The sequence below is a fragment of the Nostoc mirabile CHAB5784 genome (genome assembly GCF_020829645.1).
Lineage (GTDB): Bacteria > Cyanobacteriota > Cyanobacteriia > Cyanobacteriales > Nostocaceae > Nostoc > Nostoc mirabile.
In genome coordinates, this window is the sequence record NZ_JAIVFS010000005.1 from 38292 (window position 1) to 56577 (window position 18286).

The 18286-nt window shown below is 40.2% G+C and carries 14 protein-coding genes and 1 pseudogene; 9 read left to right on the forward strand and 6 right to left on the reverse strand.

What is annotated here, in order from left to right:
* Positions 1-177 precede the first annotated feature (177 nt).
* On the forward strand, positions 178-891 hold the full coding sequence (locus LC653_RS05615) for an SDR family oxidoreductase (RefSeq protein WP_229493239.1): 714 nt from the start codon (positions 178-180) through the stop codon (positions 889-891).
* Between the two features lie 164 nt (positions 892-1055).
* Here the strand turns inward: LC653_RS05615 and LC653_RS05620 are convergent.
* The 3 genes and pseudogenes from LC653_RS05620 to thrB form a co-directional block, all read right to left on the reverse strand.
* Positions 1056-1457: pseudogene (locus LC653_RS05620) on the reverse strand (NAD(P)H-quinone oxidoreductase subunit 4); the annotation flags it as partial.
* A gap of 141 nt (positions 1458-1598) precedes the next feature.
* Positions 1599-2108, reverse strand: coding sequence for a hypothetical protein (locus LC653_RS05625; protein ID WP_229493241.1), 510 nt, complete (start codon positions 2106-2108; stop codon positions 1599-1601).
* Between the two features lie 93 nt (positions 2109-2201).
* Positions 2202-3110 carry a homoserine kinase gene (gene thrB, locus LC653_RS05630; protein WP_229493242.1) on the reverse strand — a complete coding sequence of 303 codons (909 nt, stop codon included), beginning with the start codon at positions 3108-3110 and terminating at the stop codon, positions 2202-2204.
* A gap of 447 nt (positions 3111-3557) precedes the next feature.
* Between thrB and LC653_RS05635 the strand changes: the two genes are divergently transcribed.
* The gene (locus LC653_RS05635; RefSeq protein WP_229493244.1) at positions 3558-3935 is read left to right on the forward strand and encodes a hypothetical protein; all 378 of its coding nucleotides are present in this window, start codon (positions 3558-3560) and stop codon (positions 3933-3935) included.
* Between the two features lie 55 nt (positions 3936-3990).
* Complete coding sequence (locus tag LC653_RS05640) at positions 3991-4230, forward strand: hypothetical protein (protein ID WP_229493246.1); 240 nt, start codon at positions 3991-3993, stop codon at positions 4228-4230.
* Between the two features lie 270 nt (positions 4231-4500).
* Here LC653_RS05640 and LC653_RS05645 read toward each other — a convergent pair whose 3' ends face one another.
* Both LC653_RS05645 and LC653_RS05650 read right to left on the reverse strand, forming a co-directional pair.
* Positions 4501-6189 carry an NAD(P)H-quinone oxidoreductase subunit 4 gene (locus LC653_RS05645; protein ID WP_229493247.1) on the reverse strand — a complete coding sequence of 563 codons (1689 nt, stop codon included), beginning with the start codon at positions 6187-6189 and terminating at the stop codon, positions 4501-4503.
* Positions 6190-6368: 179 nt separating this feature from the next.
* Entirely contained in the window at positions 6369-7088 is a 720-nt protein-coding gene (locus tag LC653_RS05650) for a response regulator (protein WP_229493249.1), read from the reverse strand.
* Between the two features lie 554 nt (positions 7089-7642).
* Between LC653_RS05650 and LC653_RS05655 the strand changes: the two genes are divergently transcribed.
* Positions 7643-8737: a sensor histidine kinase gene (locus LC653_RS05655; protein WP_229493251.1), complete on the forward strand. Its 1095-nt coding sequence runs from the start codon at positions 7643-7645 to the stop codon at positions 8735-8737.
* Between the two features lie 497 nt (positions 8738-9234).
* On the opposite strand, the gene LC653_RS05660 is transcribed toward LC653_RS05655, so the two are convergent.
* Positions 9235-10026, reverse strand: coding sequence for a DUF4198 domain-containing protein (locus tag LC653_RS05660; protein ID WP_229493252.1), 792 nt, complete (start codon positions 10024-10026; stop codon positions 9235-9237).
* A gap of 838 nt (positions 10027-10864) precedes the next feature.
* On the opposite strand from LC653_RS05660, the gene LC653_RS05665 reads away from it, so the two are divergent.
* The 5 genes from LC653_RS05665 (at position 10865) to LC653_RS05685 (ending at position 18032) form a co-directional block, all read left to right on the forward strand.
* Positions 10865-11488: an SMI1/KNR4 family protein gene (locus tag LC653_RS05665; protein WP_229493254.1), complete on the forward strand. Its 624-nt coding sequence runs from the start codon at positions 10865-10867 to the stop codon at positions 11486-11488.
* A gap of 97 nt (positions 11489-11585) precedes the next feature.
* The gene (locus tag LC653_RS05670; protein ID WP_229493256.1) at positions 11586-13238 is read left to right on the forward strand and encodes a tetratricopeptide repeat protein; all 1653 of its coding nucleotides are present in this window, start codon (positions 11586-11588) and stop codon (positions 13236-13238) included.
* A 981-nt stretch (positions 13239-14219) separates the two neighbouring features.
* Positions 14220-15524: an FHA domain-containing protein gene (locus LC653_RS05675; protein ID WP_229493258.1), complete on the forward strand. Its 1305-nt coding sequence runs from the start codon at positions 14220-14222 to the stop codon at positions 15522-15524.
* A 31-nt stretch (positions 15525-15555) separates the two neighbouring features.
* Positions 15556-17106, forward strand: coding sequence for a protein kinase domain-containing protein (locus LC653_RS05680; protein WP_372478115.1), 1551 nt, complete (start codon positions 15556-15558; stop codon positions 17104-17106).
* A 221-nt stretch (positions 17107-17327) separates the two neighbouring features.
* Entirely contained in the window at positions 17328-18032 is a 705-nt protein-coding gene (locus LC653_RS05685; protein ID WP_229493260.1) for an MORN repeat-containing protein, read from the forward strand.
* Positions 18033-18286: the final 254 nt, after the last annotated feature.

An 18286-nucleotide genomic window follows, 5' to 3' on the forward strand; every position in this document is an offset into this window, starting at 1 on the left:
AATCTCTTCACACTATAGGGCGAAATGCGGGTTACAGCTATTTTCAGTTAAATAGCTGTAACTCAGAAGATTGGAATTATTGGCAGTGGGAACCTATCTCTAAACGTAGCCTGAAACCATGCCAAACAACGACCATTGGTACAATTTATTTGAAAGTCATGGAGTAAAATTACTTGTATGAATTCACAGAAAGTAACGATTATTACGGCTGCTAGTCGGGGGATTGGCGCAGGTTGTGCGCGAGAGTTAGCAGCGCGGGGTTATAGGGTTTCACTGATGGCGCGATCGCCTGATATTCTGGATTTAGCAGATGAGTTGGGCGGTATTGCTACTCAAGGATCAATTACCAATTTCCAAGACTTACAGCGATTGGTAGAGACGACTTTAACTCAATTCGGTCGTATTGATGCAGTGGTAAATAGTTTTGGAGATCCACCTCGACCAGATTTGCTATCTATTTCTGATGAAATGTGGATAGAAAACTTTGAAATGCTGTTTTTGAGTGTTGTCCGCATCGCCAGATTAGTTACAGAAGCAATGCGATATTCAGGAGGCGGTGTCATCGTGAATATTTCCGCATGTGACTCCCATGAACCAGAATTAGGGACACCCTTTAGCGGTACACTTCGCGCCGCAATGGAAGGATTTACAAAACTTTATGCCAAGCGTTACAAAGCAGATAGAATTCGCATGGTTTCCGTAGCGCCTTTTTTTGTTGCAGATTCAATGGCAGAGTTAGAGGGATGGAATGTGCCTTCGGATTTGATGTTTGGTCGTCCTACTACCTATGCAGAGTTTGCTAAAACAATTGCTTTTCTAATTTCTGATGATGCCAAGTTTATCACAGGCACAACTCTCAAGGTGGATGAAGCCTATTCTGCTGCGATTTAGTTTTATTTCTAGGTCGGGGAATGCAAGTGATGCCTATGGCGGGCTACGCCTACGCACCTGATTACCTCTCGAAAATGCCAAAATTTTAGGGGTGGTTTCGTAACCACCCCTTCATTCCCCTCATATTTAGAATTTAGTTGCAGCCCCCTTAATGGGAAGTTAATTTACTCAGAAATATTAATCGAACTTTCAACTTGAGAAGTAGCCAATGTTGGTGCAGAGAAAATCCGCGAGTACAGACTTGATGGTTGCTGATGAGCAACAACTGGTAGAACTTCACGAGCATGGGCGGCTAATTCTACTGCTTTCACATCATAAGTCTGCGTTACCCATTTGGGATAAAACCCAATACCGATGATTGGAAGCAACAAACAAGCGGTAATAAATATTTCGCGGGGTTTGACATCAGATATTACAGCATCCAAGTGTAATTCTTTATTTTGCTCACCGTAGAACACTTGACGCAGCATTGAAAGTAAATAAATCGGTGTCAAAATCACGCCAACTGCTGACAGCAACACAACTACAACCTTGAAGCTGGAACTGTAAACATCACTGGTGGCGATACTCTAAGTTGAGTCAAAGACCTAACCCCCAGCCCCTTCCCTATAAGGGAAGGGGAGTAAGATTCAAAGCCTCTCTCCTCAAAGGAAGAGAGGAATGGAAGTGAGGTCAATGTATTGCATACAAACGAAAAGGCTAAAACATTAAACAATCCGGTTGACAATTGTCCACACTTCCCCATCTGAGCGGACATAGGGAACAGAGATTGTCTTGAACCCAGTAATGAAGGGCTTGTAATAAATCTGCCAATACATTGGACTCAGTTGATTAGCGCAAGCCTTAAGAAAACGGACTTCTGCGGCCAGTTCAGCTGCTAGTTGATTAATGCGTTGAGCATGAACCTGTGCTACTTCTTTGGCTTCCTCTAGCTGCTGCTGTTGGATAAGTTGTTTTGATTCACCTTGCCAACGCACTAATTTAGTTTGTTTTTGTTTTATCTGGGCTTCCAAGGCTGCGATCGCTGCATCTATGCCCTGGAGTTCAACTGATAATTGGGCATTTTCTCTGGCTTGACGGCGGTACGCTTCAACCATTGCCTGGGGTGAATCATTCTCGCCAGAGATTACATTATTAATAGTCAGTGCAGCGCGTTCTTGTAGGAGAACCTGAATTTGAGAGTTAAGCGCCGCCATTTCATCCTGAATTTGCTCCATAAATTGAGTGGGGAGTGGGGAGTGGGGAGTGGGGAGTGGGGAGTGGGGAGTGGGGAGTGGAGAGTTAAGAATTCTTCTGCTGCTACTTATCTTCTAGCTTTTTGCGCCTTGGGTATCGAGAGAAAGCGATCGCACCTCGGCTGTAATTCCTTGTTCTTGCCAAGCAGCTAACATCGCCGCCTCCACAGCCTTTGAGTGTAATTTATCTGTTAAAGCTAACAGTGTCGGCCCCGCACCACTAATTACCATACCATAAGCACCAGCACTAACAGCTGCGATGTTGAGAACATCATAACCAGGAATCAAAGCTTTGCGATAGGGCTGATGCAACTTATCTTGCAAAGCTGTCTTTAACCATTGTCCGTTACCAGTTTCCAAGCCGCGCAACAATAACCCCAAATGTGCTGTATTGAAAATCGCATCGGCGCGACTCACTTCAGTTGGAAGAACTCCCCGCGCTTCGGAAGTGGAAAGTTCAAAATTAGGAATAGCTACAACTGGTACAATATTTTGATGCCAGGGAACATCACAAATTTCCCAAGCTGCGCCACTGCTAGCAGCCAGACGACATCCTCCCAACAAAGCTGGAACTACATTATCAGGATGTCCTTCCATTGCGATCGCTAACTCCATCACCTGCGACTGAGACAGAGTTGCACCCTCAAGTTGATTAGCCGCAACCAACCCACCAACAATTGCTGTCGCCGAACTACCCAAACCCCTCGCCAATGGCACACCTAACTTAATCTCTATTTTCACAGTTGGCGGTGTCTGCTCTATATATTGATAGAACTTGACAAACGCTTGGTAGAGGAGATTGCTTTCATCAGTTTGGACTCGTTGGGCTTCTGTACCAGTGACATGAATACTTAACCCACCTTCTTGGCGGGTGAACTTGAACTCGTTGTACAGCTTTAATGCTGCACCGATGCAATCAAAACCAGGCCCCAAATTTGCAGTTGTGGCGGGAACGGTAACAGTGATAGCAGAAACAACAGACATTGGTAAAACTCACTAATCATCAACCAGCATCCCATGTAAAGGGTTGATTTGTTTACTAATCAGGACTTACGCAAACAATAGCCGAAACCCTTATTTCACGTAGGGGCAATTCATGAATTGCCCCTGAGCGCGTGTACTTTTGCGTAATATCATGTCCGCATAATTAGTTATGATTCCCACATAGTCATTGCACCCCACCCCCAGCCCCTCCCCGCTTGCGGGGAGGGGAGACAAAGCGTAGCTTTGGCGGGGTGGGGTTCTTCGGGTTTAATAAGTAATCAAGCGGACATGATATAAGTCCTACTAATGATGCTAATTATCTGTTGTGGTAGTTTGCATACCCATCTGAGTGTTTACATTTTCTTAATATATTTTTTTACCTAATGATTTAAAAATCATGTTATTATTAATTTATATATTGACTATTTATATTAACTAATTTAATAAATGGAATATTTAAAGCGCTTTCTTGAGTATGCTCCTGAAGCGTATGATGCTATTCGTGATGTTGACGATATAGCAGGGATTGCACGTAACACTGGATGGGCAGAGTTTCGCATTCGTCGGATCAAAAAACATTTATTTTATGATGAACACCAGTTGGATTACGATCTCGGATTTAACCGCTTTAGTCCTGATCCAGATATAGCAGATGCCTGGATTAGGTTACAGCAAGGTAATTTTAACCCTGAAGATTTGAGACTACTGGAACATGAATACTTTGAGTCGAGGTTTGAAGGCATTTTCCATACTGACTACCGTACAGCTCATGACGCAACTGAACGCTCTGGTCGTTTGTGGAGTCCCCCAGTAACATCAACATAACTCAAATGAGTTAAAACTGAAGTATCGCAACTTTTATAAACCACATTAATCTGTTATGGCTTTTTACGTATTGATTCTAAAAGAAAAGGAGGATGAGATCGGCGTTACTTACCGCTTTGGGCCACATGAAGATCGTCTCGGCTCTTTGTGGATAGATAAATTTAGTGGAGAAGTTAAAGAACTTCAAGAAACACCAGAGCAAAACTCGCAGGCATTTTTTCAACGAGCAGCAGTAAAGGTTTGGCAACATTGGAAAAAAGGATCTTTTCCAGAAAAAACATGTTGGGCATCCTGACAGGATGAATGAACAAGTCTAATTTATTACTAGCCCTAGCGACTAGAAGTCGCGGCTACACAGACAAAACCCTTGATTTTGCATTCAGTCTACGGAGGTAGACTTTGATTGTGTAGTAGCGAATTCTATTCGCCTAATACTTTTCAAACATCCTCTGAGAATGATTGGGGATTGATAGTCTATCCACAGTGATAGGCTATCAATACTCTGTTATTCCTCAGAAAGATACTTAGCGATCGCTCTTTTCGACAAGTCTATTGGTCAAAAAGCTTACTTCAAAGTTCCCAAAACGGGCGCTACCTCAACCTCTGAAATTTGCGGAACCAAGAAACCCTTCGCATAAATCTGGGGATTTGTTTGCGAGACTATGGCATAAGACTGGCGAAGATTAGCATTGACTGCGACAGTCTTCACATCGTACATCTGCATTGCCATTTTGGGATAGAAACCAATACCAATAATCATCAGCAGAAAACAGGCAGCGATAAACACCTCACGGGGTCTAGCATCGTCGTAGACTGCTTCTTCTGGTACTAGGCAGTCTGTACCAAAACAAACTGTTCCTTCATCTTCTTGATTTTCCGAACCTGCATTATTAATGTCGCAGATGAGTGCTGCACCCTGACCATAAAATACCTCTCGCAGCATGGAAAGTAGATAGATAGGTGTGAGGATGACTCCAACTGCGGCGAGAAAAACTGTGACGGTGCAGAAAGTTGAACTGTAAACGTCACTACTTGTCATACCAACGAATACTGAGAGTTCGCCAGCAAAGCCACTCATACCGGGAAGTGCTAGGGATGCCATTGCTCCGATTGTAAACAGGGCAAAGACTTTGGGCATGGCTTGACCAATACCGCCCATATCTTTCATTACCATTGTGTGGGTGCGATCGTAAGTAACACCTGCTAAGAAGAACAGCACTGATGCAATCAAACCATGCGAAATCATCTGCAACATCGCGCCGTTGATTCCCAAATCAGTGAAGGAGGCAATCCCAAGCAGTACAAACCCCATGTGAGAAATCGACGAATAAGCTAAACGCCGCTTCATATTCGTCTGAGCAAAGGAGTTCAATGCACCATAGATAATGTTGACAACACCCAGAATGGCTAAAACTGGCGCAAAGTAAATGTGTGCATCGGGAAGCAACTCAAGATTCAGGCGAATCAGTCCGTATCCACCCATCTTCAGCAACACACCAGCTAAAATCATCGATACAGGAGAGGATGCTTCGCCGTGGGCATCAGGCAACCAGGTATGCATCGGGAAAACAGCGAGTTTGACACCAAATGCAACCAGTAACCCTGCATAAAGTAGCAGTTGTAGTCCAAGGGGATATTCCTTACTGGCGAGGGCGGTTATATCAAATGTCATATCACCGCCGCCGTATAGCCCCATTGCCAGGGCTGCCACTAAAATAAATATAGAAGCCGCTGCGGTATACAACAAAAATTTTGTAGCCGCATACCGACGCCTTTTCCCACCCCAAATACAGACTAGTAGGTAGACGGGAATCAACTCTACTTCCCACATAATGAAAAATAGCAGCAAGTCTTTGGCAACGAACACCCCTACCTGTGCCGAATACAGCACTAGCATTAAAAAATAGAAAAGGCGGGGTCGGTGATCAACTTGCCAGGCCGAAAAAATCGAGAGTGTGGTAACAAATCCTGCTAGTAGCACAAGTGGCGCTGAAAGTCCATCAACCGAGACTGCCCACTTAAGACCCAACTGAGGCATCCAGGCATAATTTTCTACCATTTGAAAACTAGCATTGCTGGCATCGTAATGCTTCCAAAAGGCGTAGCACATCAAGGCGAAGTCTGCGATACCTATACCCAATGCATACCACCGCACGCGCTTGCCATCTTTATCAGGCAGCACAGGGATGAGCAGGGAAGCAACGAGTGGCAGCAAAACAATCGCGGTAAGCCAGGGAAATTGATCCGCTATCATGTATATGAGAAAAAATACTTATTTGTGAATGATGTTATTCTACTAAACTTTGTAACAATTTCTTCATAAGTATTTGTCCCAGTTAACCATAAATATTTGTCCCAGTTAACCGCTTTGACTCAAAGACAATTGACTTGAAAATGGCGACTGGGGACTGGGGAAGAAAGATTTTTATTTGCTCACGGTACTAATCCAGCCCGCAAAGCACGGACAGCAGCCTGTGTACGGTCAGCAACACAGAGTTTATTGAGAATACCTCGAACATGAGTTTTTACAGTACCGACTGTTAAATAGAGCCTTTTAGCAATTTCTGCATTGTCACACCCAGCGACAATCAACTCTAAAACATCCATCTCCCTATGAGTTAAAGGATAGGTAACTATACTTTTCTCAACATCTGGGTCAATACCTTCAATCAAGACTCTTTTTCCAGATGCGCCTCTGCTGCTATCGGGGAAATCTTGACGTATTTGTTGTAGTACAAGGTCTGCGATCGCTGGATCGATCCATGAGCTACCTGCATGGGTCGTTCGCACAGCCTCAACTAGTCTCTCAGTTTCGATATCTTTCATGCAATAAGAATCTGCACCTGCTGCAAATGCTGCTAAAACTGCCTGTTCGCTATTCTGCATTGTTAAAATTAGCAGCTTCGTGGTATAGTCTTCGTTCTCTGCTTGATATTGCCTAAATGTGCGTGTTAGATCAATACCATCCATGTCAGGCAAACCGATGTCAATAGTAGCAACATCAGGCTTGAGACTTTTCAGAAGCTTGATGCCGTCAGTTGCATTGGCTGCTTCACCAACAATGTTAAACTCTGGCTGGGTTTGTAAGGCAGCCCGTAAGCCGATTCTTGTAAGGTTGTGATCTTCAATCACAAGGATCTTGATTTCACTCATAGTTGCTTAACTTTACTGTTATTTATCTAAAGTACAGATTAAAATAATCTCGTTCTTCTATTCGGGATCTTATACAAAAAGCAATGGGTTTGGTATTGTTCCCTGATCTTCATCTACCATTAGACATAAATAACCTTATCTCGTAAGCTTTTCTAAGGCAAGAGTTTCGATATAACAATATAATTCAATCAAAAAATATTTTTATACATTAACCTGATTATATATATCTGATGGTAAACAAGTTATCATTGACAATCCGGTAGCAAGCAAGAGTGGGTGACTATGATGATGTACATAAAAGGGACTAAATTACCTCACCCTAAGACTCAGACACAAATATTGCTTGAATAATAAACGGATTATATACTTATAATGTTTTATATTATTTAATACAACTATTGAACCTTAATTAAGTTTAATTACTTAAAAAAATAAAATATTTAATTCAGAAAACTTTAAAGGAAAATGTGAATCCTTAATAATCTTAGTGCTGGTGAAGTAAGCTATTACTAGATTTGCGAGGGATAGCCAAGCACTTCTTTTTTTATTTAGCCATGTCTTTAACTAAAACTGTCAAAAAAGATAAAATTCTGGTTGTCGATGATATTTTTGACAATTTACTGGTCTTAGAAGCTGTCCTAGAAGATGAGCGCTATGAAATTAGCTTAGTCGAAGATAGCAAAATTGCTCTGGCTATGGTTGAGGAGTCGCCGCCAGACATAATTCTCTTAGATGTAATGATGCCGGAGATAGATGGCTATGAATTCACTCGACGCATCCGGCAGAATCCGGCGTTGCCATTTATCCCCATTCTGCTGCTCACGGCTCACTATGAGTCTAGCGTTGTGGAAGGACTCGATGCTGGTGCAGATGACTTTATTCGTAAACCATTCGATCCTGATGAATTACATGCACGAGTGCGATCGCTCCTACGCCTCAAACATAGTATCGACGAACGAGATCAGATGGCTAACCTGCGGGCAGATTTTGTCTCGCGTTTTACTCACGATTTACGCATACCACTAGTAGCCTCCAACCGGGTATTAAAATTATTGCTGTCAGGCAGGTTTTGCGATGTTTCGCCACAATTGCAAGAAATAATTGATACCATGATTGGCAGTAATCAAGACCTGCTGGAAATGGTAAATACCTTGCTAGAAGTTTATCGTCATGAAGCGGGCTGTAAAACCTTAAAAATTTCTCCCTGCAATATTCAGGAATTAGTTAGTGAAGTTTCTCAAGAATTAACTCCCTTAGCTGAAGAAAAAGGATTAACTGTAAATATTGATCGAGGTGAAACTGCAAGCACCATCATGGGCGATCGCTTAGAACTGCGGCGAGTTTTGACAAATATCATCGGCAATGCTATAAAATTTACAGATAAAGGTTCTGTAGATATTCACTGCTATCCTACTCCGTTAGCTGTGACTATTGATATCCAAGATACAGGGCCAGGAATTTCTAAACAAGACCAGGCAATATTATTCGAGCGATTTCGCCAAGGTAAACACCAGCGTTCTGGCAGTGGTTTGGGACTATATCTATCTCGCTGCATTATCGAAGCACATGAAGGCACAATCGATGTAACATCTGAACCAGGGCAGGGTAGTACATTCACTATCCGTCTACCTGTAGCAGGTGAAAACTAAAAAGTAGGCAGACAAAAAATTATTGGTATGGTACTGCCTTAATACGGTATTGTTCAGTAATTCTTTTTCTCAAGAATAGCTTCTCTTACCGAACTGCCCTAATAGCAATTCTGTATAAAAATGCGCCAAATTTAGAAAGGAACGAACCGCAGAGACACAGAGAAGCCAGTGCGCCCTTGCGGTTAAGAGACTTGAAGCAACTGGCGCGACACAGAGGAGAAAAAGCAAGGTTAAAAAATTCAGCGCAGCTTCATAAAGAAATGGTATAAGCGCCTCAATACTGCTCGGTTAAGGGAAATTGTAGGTTGGGTAGAGCATAAGCGTTACCCAACAAATCTCGGTAAATGTTGGGTTTCGTTCCTCAACCTAACCTACATCAACTACATTAACGTAAGTTTTTCGCTTAACCGAGCAGTATTGTCAAGAGTCTGTCTCAACCAAGAGATTCTTTAACCGAACGGTATTGCCCGCCTACCTACTTAATTAAAATTACTGTGCTATTTATTCAGCAGTAACTTCTTTTTCTTGTATAAAGCTAGTAATCCAACAAAACCTAATCCTAACAAAGCTGAAGGTTCTGGAACAGAGATGTTTTGTGCTGTCAAGCTGGTTTCATAAGAAACAGTCAAATTCCCGTTAGATGGAAGTGAGTAGCTAGCTTCAATAGGTTGCTCTAGCCCTTTTTGAGTAATGGGTATGGAAAAAGTGCCATCTAAGTTTTTTGCTACTACTTGACCTAGATATTCTACTGTAACAGCATCGGTAATTGGTTTACCTTCAGATAATACCTGAACTAATAAGCTTTCACCTGGAGCAACAGCTAAAGGGTTTTGTAGAGGTAGAATTTCTAATGGCAGATTGAATGGTTTGGCTAAATCATCAGACCAATCATAAAAAGCCTTGGTGTATTTGAGGTAATGACCAACATTATCATACTTAGGAATTTCCTGTTCTGTGATGCGGAGATATTCATTATTCGATAATCTGGCAAAATAGCCATTATCAAAAAAACCTTGGATAGCTGCTACATTTTCACCAGCAGTTAGAGATAAAGCATCTTGTTTTTGATTGAGATCAGAAGGAAGAATTTGTTTGTTATTATCATAAACTATTGCTTGTTGGAATCTAGACGTTTCATAAGGTTCTGGCCCATCTTCTGGATGTCCAAACAAAATATTATATTCGCCATTGTTGTAATCAAACCAGACAACATGCGCTGATGCTGGTTGAATAAAGCATGGCAAAATAGCTGCTGCTATGAGCAGCGTTTTAATTTTTTGCACAAACATTCTAATTCCCCTGATTACTTGGTTTAATTCATCACTAACGTTTTTAGAAAACCACATTTTTTTTCCGTAACAATCCCCCTAATAGGGATAAATTTTTAATATTTAGATTGTCTTAAGATTGACATACTTTATCGAACAGAATACATGCGTCACTCGTCAGAATACAGGAAAGGTATTTTGACCGAAAAAGCGGATAGCGTAGCGTTAGCGAGTCCGCGATAGCGCAGCGTTAGCGAGTATTCGAGCGTCGCGTCTGAATAACCGGGTTTAAAACCCCCACCAAATCGTAGATTTGGTGGTGCAACAATTCCTGCGCCGGTCTGAATCCCCGACTGTAAGCGTTGCGTTAGCGAGTCAGACGCTCCTACGTCGCTAACGCTTTGCTATCGAGCGTCTTGATTCTGACGAATGTTTTCTTCTTCAATTTTTTCTACGACTTGTGGCAGCATTTGGCAAGACAGCAAGCGGGTTGGCGAAAGTAGTGGTCAGCAAAAATTTGTCACAAATCTTGGGTGGAAAGAGACATAATTTTTCAATTTTTAACTGAAAAGTAGTTTAGCTAGTGCAAGAATGCATAGAGAAGTCTAAAAGATGACTTTGAAGTACCCGCAGGGTGTAGACGCTTCCAACCATTGGTGGTCGATAGCGCAACGTAAAGTTTTCTCTTCTCCTTCTCCTATGGTCAGCTTGCTTCGGCCTAGGAGTACGCCAACGGCATAGCTTATCTACGAGACGCACTCACGTTCGCTTAAAGCGAGTCCGCGTACTCAATTCTGGGTAAATGAGACGAGATGCTTCAAAATACTTTCGTCTTTAATCACTAAATAAGGTTAGTTAAATGTCTGAACTTACGGATGAACTTAAATATATTTTGAATTGGTTAAAATCTACCAATCATGATTTCTTTGATTGTTACAATCGAGGTTTAACTCGCCAGCAGATTGACGAAATTACTAAGGATTTACCATTCAGATTATCCGAAGAAGTATACGAACTTTATCAATGGCGCAATGGAACCGCCGATCTTGGTTATAACAATGGCTATCTACCACTCTATTTTTTGTTTCCTGAGCAATTAAGAGCCGATGTCATTTGTTCTTTTTGTTCCTTGCAAGATTCAGTTTCTATTTACAAAAATATAGGAAAAGCTACTAACTATGATGATGCATATTGGAACCAAAAATGGTTTCCTATTGCTGCCTACGAGAGTAAAAGAATGCTTTATGTAGTTGGCGATATCGATCCATCTCCGGTTTATCTTTGGGATGTTGGTTGCCTTGAGGATTCAGTAAGAATATATAAAAATCTTATCAGTATGATATCTGTAATTGCAGAGTGTTGTGAGTTTGGTTTATATCAACTAATACCAGATGAAGATGGAGAAGAAGATGACATGATAATCCGAATAGATGAAGAAAAGCTGGAACTTGAAAAAGAAATATATCGAAAATATAACTCCTAATTAGAGAGAGTCTGAAGTTGGAGAAGAACAAATTGCTTCCTTAGAGAAACTGTGGTATTTAAATATTAATAAAAAAAGAGCTTGAATATAAAGAATAATGAAGTACTTATTTCTAATTTGGGTGCTTATACTCTCTTTAATCGCTCCTAGTGTAGCGATCGCTGACGACAAGGCGCTTTACGTCTACGCTCAAGCAAAACAGCCCTATAGTTTAATATCTGGAGTTGGAACAATCCACCATCCAGTTTCCACTTCTAATCCCCAAGCGCAAGAGTTTTTCGATCAGGGATTAAATTTGATTTACGCTTTCAATCATGATGAGGCGGTGCGTTCTTTTCAATACGCTGCCAAACTCGATCCACATTTGGCGATCGCATATTGGGGTATTGCTCTGGCTCTAGGCCCTAATATTAACTTAGCAATCGACCCCAACCGAGAATTAGCTGCTTACCAAGCGGTACAGCAAGCTTTAGCACTTTCCACGCAAGCATCTGCCCAAGAACGAGACTACATTAACGCCTTAGCAAAACGTTACTCTCAAGATGTCAATGCAGACTTGTATCAACTAGCGCTTTACTACGCAAAAGCAATGGCAACCCTAGTTAAGCGCTATCCAGATGATTTGGATGCGGCGACACTTTACGCTGAAAGCTTGATGGATCTGCATCCTTGGCAGCACTGGACTAAAGATGGCAAGCCACAGCCAGATACAGAAGAAATTGTGGCTATTTTAGAATCAGTTCTCAAACGTAACCCGAATCATACCGGAGCTAATCATTACTATATTCATGCAGTAGAAGCTTCACTTTCCCCAGAACGGGCCCTTGTGAGTGCCAAAAGACTAGGAACCCTAGCCCCAGCAGCCGGACACTTGGTACACATGCCAAGTCATATTTATTTTCGTGTAGGAGATTATGAAGGGGCAATGCAGGCAAACGAGCAGGCGATCGCTCAAGATGATATCTACATTAAGAAGTATCAAGTCCAGGGTACTTACTCCATGATGTATTATAACCACAACATACATTTCTTCATGGTGGCCAGTAGCATGGCAGGAAGATATAAAGATGCTCTCCAAGCCGCAGAGACGTTAGTCGCAAATGCTACTGCAATTGACCCGTATGCACCAATGCTTGAGGGATTTTTGGGCAGCAAAATGCTGATTCAAACACGCTTTAGTGATTGGGATGCCATCTTAAAAACTCCTGCCCCCGATGCTAAATTGCCTACTACCACAGCACTTTGGCATTTTGCTCGCGGCATGGCGAAGGCAGCCACAGGCAAACTTGAAGATGCAGTAAGTGAAAGTCGAGCATTATTAGTCGCCAAAGAGGTAATTTCCACTGAAGCAACCATTGGATTTAGTCCTGCAAGTCGTATTTTAGACATTGCCTCAAAAGTTCTAGATGCCAAAATTGCCAGACAAAAGCATGATTATGAATCTGCCATCAAATTATTAGAAAAAGCGGTGGCAGTAGAAGATACTCTCGATTACGTGGAACCACCAGATTGGTACTTTCCGACGCGGGAATCTTTGGGCGGTGTGCTTTTGGCTAAGGGCGACTATGCACAAGCCGAGAAAGTCTTTCGTGCTGATCTAGAAAAGTATCCCCATAATGGGCGTTCTCTATTTGGCTTACAGGCAAGTTTGCAGGCACTGGGTAAAGATCAGGCCGCTCAACTTGTCAAAGCCGAACTGGAAACAGCTTGGAAAGGTGATAAGCAACTTGACATAGCCAAAATGGATTGAATAAGAATTTAACGCGATGTGCGACTTAATATTCTTACCTCACTTCCATTCCACTCTTTTAAAAGGCTACGGTGTACACACAAGTTATCCGATTACCCAAAAGTCTTCCAAAACCTCAAAGAGTCCTATCGGACATCCCTCTCCTTACTAAGGAGAGGGACAGGTTTTGCATAGCAAAACCAGGGTGAGGTATCTCAGGGGCTATGAGACTGAACCGTATAATTTTTTCAGAAAGCACTTGTGTGTACACCGTAGCCTCGTAGGAGAGGCTTAGGGAGAGGGAAGGAGTTGGAGGTTAGGTTTAAGAGAAAGTCGCACATGGCGTAATTTATATCTAGGAATCAGCTATTTTCAGTAAACCAAAAAGTTTTTCTCAAAGAGCGATGCCTGCGGCGGACTACGCCTACGCTGATCACATTTACTTAGATTTAGGTATTAGAGACCACTTATTTCATCATTAATTCTTATACCGATCTTCTTTTCTTCAAAAAGTGAAATGATGAAAGTAGTGTGTAGCAGCCTGAGAAAATTGCTCGTTTCATCAGAATAACTGGCTTTAACAAAGTCAGAAACCATTGATGAGGTTATTTGTTGTAGATTTAGAACTTTTTATACCGACAAGAGGATTTTTCAAACATCCTCTAATAAATAAAACTAATACATAAAGAGAATAAGCAATACCAAAATTTGTACCAAAAAAAAGTATTCTAAACTACTATTTTTTATTTTCGAGCTAGTGAATTTAGATTTCTATAACATGTAAGGATACTAAGCTTTTTTTGTTGCAATTTCCTCTGTTAAAAGTAAAATAAATCCCTATTTAAAGCTCATTAATATCAATATTATTTGTCTAAAGTAAAGAAGTTACAGAACTAATCACAACTTGTAAAACTTTGGTCACTTGTGTATAGTGTTTTCAGGAATAACACTATGAAGAGATGTAGTTAGCTATATCCTATAAAGACTTACAAGAGCAAAACCATGAACACACTTCCTTTACAGCAGTGGGCAATTGCTTTTAGATGGGAGCATAATGGCAACTTCAGAGATAAGAAAATATCTAAACTAGAAGCTGCCAGAGATAATCTAAATGGTGCAATTATTAGAATCGGTCGTGATCAACCGTCATGCAACCTATATCTAGAGGATAGTAGTGTGTCAGGTCAGCACGCTGAAATATATTTTAATGAACAGCAACAAAAGTTTTTTATTAAGAGTTTGCAACCTAAAAATACTCTCCAAGTAGACGGGCAAGACCTTGTTTACGGTAAAGAACTGCCATTGAAAGAAAACAGTATTATTGTTTTAGGACTGCAAAAAATTGAAGTTACTAATATTCAAATTTACGAGCTTCAACCAACGAATTATTCAGGTGTGGTCAATTCCAGCCAAAATTCAAATCCAGTCAATCCAAATCCAAATTCAATTCCAATCAATCTCAACATAAATTTAAAAAATGTCGATCCAGATTCAAATAAATCAAAACATTGGTGGCAAGAGCCTACAATACAGGTAGCGATAATATCAGCACTAGTAGCAGTTCTAACCGCAGGAGTTACTTGGTATAGTAATGACCAGACTCGGAAAACAGAGGAAAATAAAACTAAGGAGACTCTGAAGGTAGAGAAAGAGAAGGTGAATTTAACAAATTCTTCTGCGGAAAAACTTGCCTATATAACAAGATTAACAGCGCATAAAGCACAAGTTCTCGAAATGCTTAAGAAAGATGAAAATAAGAATCAAATATACAGTAGATTAGGGTTAATAAGTGAGTGTGATAAATCTATAACCATTGCAGTATCGTATGTCGCACCAAACGATATAGAACAAACCAGAGGTTGGTTTACTCTTACTAAAGAAGCTACCAAATTTCCTTCTTTTTATACGTTAAAACCTTTTATATTTATATATGCTTATATTGAAGATAATCGATATGAAAATCTATATAATGAATTGAGTCAAGATAAAGAATTGAGTAAACCCTGGGAAAATGAGAAGGTAAACGAATATCTAAGTGGTAAAAATAAAAAGGGAACGAATTATCGAAATAAACAATGGCAAGGGAAGGATGGTTTAGTAAAAAGGAATATTATTTCCCCTCGTGACTTTGATTATATCGAAAACCCTTTATTTTTTGACAGAGACGAAAAAGATATAATCGATAAAGTCGAATTTTACACATTTCAATTCAAGGGTGAACCAAGCGGAAGTGGCTATACAAAGGGAAAGTTTAGTTGTCAAGAAGGTAAGTTAATTTTAAATCAAAGTTGGGTAAAAACACCATAAAACCGAAATACTCTCCGAAAGACAATAGATAGTGAAAGACACAATTCTCCGTAACCGCTATAGAATCGTACAGTTTTTAGGGAGTGGTTCGTTTGGCGACACCTATATAGCTGAAGATTTAGATTTGCCTAGCAATCCCAAATGTGTCGTGAAACAGCTTAAGCCTAAAACATCCAAGCAGGAAGTTTTGCTGGTTGCTAGACGACTATTCGAGAGCGAAGCAAAATTTTTATACCATTTAGGTAACCTTAGCAACCAAATACCTAAACTATTTGCTCATTTTGAGGAAAATGGCGAATTTTACCTGGTGCAAGAATTTATAGATGGGTATGAATTGACCGCAGAAATAATACCTGGTAGCCAATGGAGTGAAGGTGATGTTGTCAAACTATTACAAGAAATTCTACAAATTTTGACTGTAGTTCATCAGGAGAATATCATCCACCGTGATATCAAGCCCCAAAATTTGATACGTCGTCATGATGGCAAGATTGTAATGATTGACTTTGGCGCAGTTAAAGAAATTAAAGGTTTGGCTGCGAATACTCAAGGTCAAGTTACTTCCACTATTGCTATTGGCTCCAATGGTTATATGCCAAATGAGCAAGCTAATTCTAAGCCAAAACTATGTAGTGATATCTATGCAGTGGGAGTGATTGGTATCCAAGCTTTGACAGGCAAATTACCTCAAAACTTCCAAGAAGACCCTACCAATGGAGAAATAATTTGGCAACATGAGGCAAATGTCAGCAAGAAACTAGCTGATGTTTTAACCAAAATGGTACGTTACAACTTTAGTCAGCGATACCAAACAGCAACAGAAGCATTACAAGCACTTACTTCATTACCACCCCCTCTACCATTACCAAAACTCAAGCCAGCAACCTGGCGATTCCTCTCTAATAGGAAAGTGATACTAACAGGTGGAGCAGTTTTAATTATGTTTGTTTCGTCTATATATATAGTGTCTGTTTATACCCAAAAGCGAGATACTCTAAATCCACAACCAGTAATTACAGAATCTCCTCCTACAGTAATTACAGCATCTCCTCCTAAAATCGAAAAATTTTCTCAACTACCTTGCGATAACGACGAACAACTATCCTCACCCCCTACAGCTACAGAAAAGCCAACATGGGAAACTAGCATCTATAAATACTATGGGGATATAAACCCAAAAACAAAAGAAGCCAATGGTAGAGGGTTGATGGTTTTTAAGAATAATGGTTTTCAATACTATGGAGACTTGAAGAATAATAAGCGTGATGGATGTGGGAGATTCTCATATCCGGTAAAAAGTAATATTAACTATTATTTAGGTCAGTTTAAAGACGATAAATTCCAAGGGCTGGGACGTTTAAAATTGAAAAATCAAAATGAATATAGAGGAAACTTTGTTAACAATAAATGTCAAGGGAAAGGAGTATATGTGTTTAAAGATAAGACTGAGCAAGACGGATCGTGGCGTGAAGATAAGTTAGAAGGAAGTGAGATGTCATGTAAATCGTCTTCAGCGCCTGTTATTTCAAAAGCAGCTTTTTTAGCCAAAAATTTATTTAACTATTTCAGTTTCTTGACTTAGGTGATGATCACCCCTACACATTGGACTTTTTATAAACTAAAAGCTAATTGCTTTGATAGATTAAAAATAATTATACCAAATCTTAATCAAGTGACACTTATTATGTAATATAATTCCTTAAAGTCCTGATTTGTAACCTTATACTTAGTCTAAGTTTACACTAATTAATAATGGTAAATAAATTTCAGGTAGTGTACACATAACAAAAACAAAGGTTCTTTATGAAAATAAAATCTATACTTTCTTTTTCTTGTTTATTGATTTCCACGAGTTTAACTGTTCTTCCAATACAAAAAATACTAGGGCAACAAACATCTCCAACAACTCCTGAATCAAATACTGTACCAGTACCCACAACCATACCAGATACAACACCAACAACCCCACCAGTACCCACAACCATACCAGATACAACACCAACAACCCCACCAGTACCCACAACCACACCAACTTCTTTAGAATTTTCTCAATTCCCTTGCGATAACGACGAACAACTATCCTCACCCCCTACAGCTAAAGGAAAGCCAACGTGGGAAAATAGCACCTATAAATACTATGGGGATATAAATCCAAAAACAAAAGAAGCCAATGGTAGAGGGTTGATGGTTTTTAAGAATAATGGTTTTCAATACTATGGAGACTTGAAGAATAATAAGCGTGATGGATGTGGGAGATTCTCATATCCGGTAGAAAGTAATATTAACTATTATTTAGGTCAGTTTAAAGACGATAAATTCCAAGGGCTGGGACGTTTAAAATTGAAAAATCAAAATGAATATAGAGGAAACTTTGTTAACAATAAATGTCAAGGGAAAGGAGTATATGTGTTTAAAGATAAGACTGAGCAAGACGGATCGTGGCGTGAAGATAAGTTAGAAGGAAGTGAGAATTTGTCATGTAAGGAGTTCAACAGCAACTATCGATAGTGCGGACATAAATCTAATTGATTTAGTTTGGCATTCTGACAATGTTAAACTGAAATGAACTAATAGACCAAAGGTTATTAAATGAATAAGAGACTTATACTGTCTGCCACTACTCTAGTTGTTTTCGTAAGTTTGAGTTTTCTTCCAGCACAAAGGTTACTGGGGCAAGAGGCACTTCCTGTCGCAGGTCGGGCAATAGAACAAAATAAAAATACATCTACTGAAAGTGAGTTGCCTGTTGCAGGACGTGCGAT